The organism is Vibrio sp. A1-b2, assembly GCF_021726015.1.
Classification (GTDB): Bacteria; Pseudomonadota; Gammaproteobacteria; order Enterobacterales; family Vibrionaceae; genus Vibrio; species Vibrio diazotrophicus.
The window spans coordinates 1-1060 of record NZ_JAKKCI010000028.1 but is presented as its reverse complement, the minus strand read 5'-3'; the positions used below and the strand labels follow the sequence as shown (position 1 = coordinate 1060).

Here is a 1060-nt window from a genome sequence, read left to right as displayed (position 1 = left end):
TTCATGACTGGGGTGAAGTCGTAACAAGGTAGCGCTAGGGGAACCTGGCGCTGGATCACCTCCTTACGTAAAGATTCTCTTGATGAGTGTCCACACAGATTGATTAGGTTTAGAAAGATAAGAGTATCTTAGTGTCCCGTTCGTCTAGAGGCCTAGGACACCGCCCTTTCACGGCGGTAACAGGGGTTCGACTCCCCTACGGGATACCATGGGTCGTTAGCTCAGTTGGTAGAGCAGTTGACTTTTAATCAATTGGTCGCAGGTTCGAATCCTGCACGACCCACCATTTCCTTCCACAGGAAACTAGTTTGATTTCACTTTTTAAAGTGAAGACAAGTTAGAAAATGTGGGCGATTAGCTCAGTTGGGAGAGCACCTGCCTTACAAGCAGGGGGTCACTGGTTCGAACCCGGTATCGCCCACCACTCTTTAAGCATTTTTGGATAAAGAATCCAAACCACTTCAATAAAACGTACGTGGTTCGGACTTTTGACGACGAGAATCCTTAAAAAGTGATGAAAATGCACTTTGCTCTTTAACAATTTGGAAAGCTGACAGTTAATAATTTGATTAATTATTAACTATTAAAAGTTCTCAAATCCTATGTCTCACTCTTTTATTAGAGAAAAGATGTAGGTACCAATACACATTCAAGTGTTCTTGGGAATAACATCATTGATGTTGTTCATATTTGAGTCCGGCAAAATCGAAATGTCTCTCGCTCATTCAAATAATGAGAGACAACTAAACCTTGGTTGTTTGCCATACGAAAGACCTCTTGGGGTTGTATGGTTAAGTGACTAAGCGTACACGGTGGATGCCTTGGCAGTCAGAGGCGATGAAGGACGTATTAACTTGCGATAAGCGTAGATAAGGCAGTAAAAGCCACTTGAGTCTACGATTTCCGAATGGGGAAACCCACATGCATAAGCATGTATCATTAACTGAATACATAGGTTAATGAGGCGAACCGGGAGAACTGAAACATCTAAGTACCCCGAGGAAAAGAAATCAATTGAGATTCCGAAAGTAGCGGCGAGCGAAATTGGATTAGCCCTTAA

General features: G+C 42.8%; 3 tRNA genes and 2 rRNA genes. All 5 read left to right on the top strand.

The features are described from left to right. Nucleotides 1–66, top strand: a 16S ribosomal RNA gene (locus L3V23_RS21280); the annotation flags it as partial. A 67-nt stretch (nucleotides 67–133) separates the two neighbouring features. Continuing rightward, nucleotides 134–209: transfer RNA gene (locus L3V23_RS21275), tRNA-Glu, on the top strand. A gap of 1 nt (nucleotide 210) precedes the next feature. Further along, nucleotides 211–286, top strand: a tRNA-Lys gene (locus tag L3V23_RS21270). 62 nt (nucleotides 287–348) lie between these two features. Further along, nucleotides 349–424 (top strand) — tRNA-Val (locus L3V23_RS21265). A gap of 365 nt (nucleotides 425–789) precedes the next feature. Further along, nucleotides 790–1060: ribosomal RNA gene (locus tag L3V23_RS21260) — 23S ribosomal RNA — on the top strand; the annotation flags it as partial.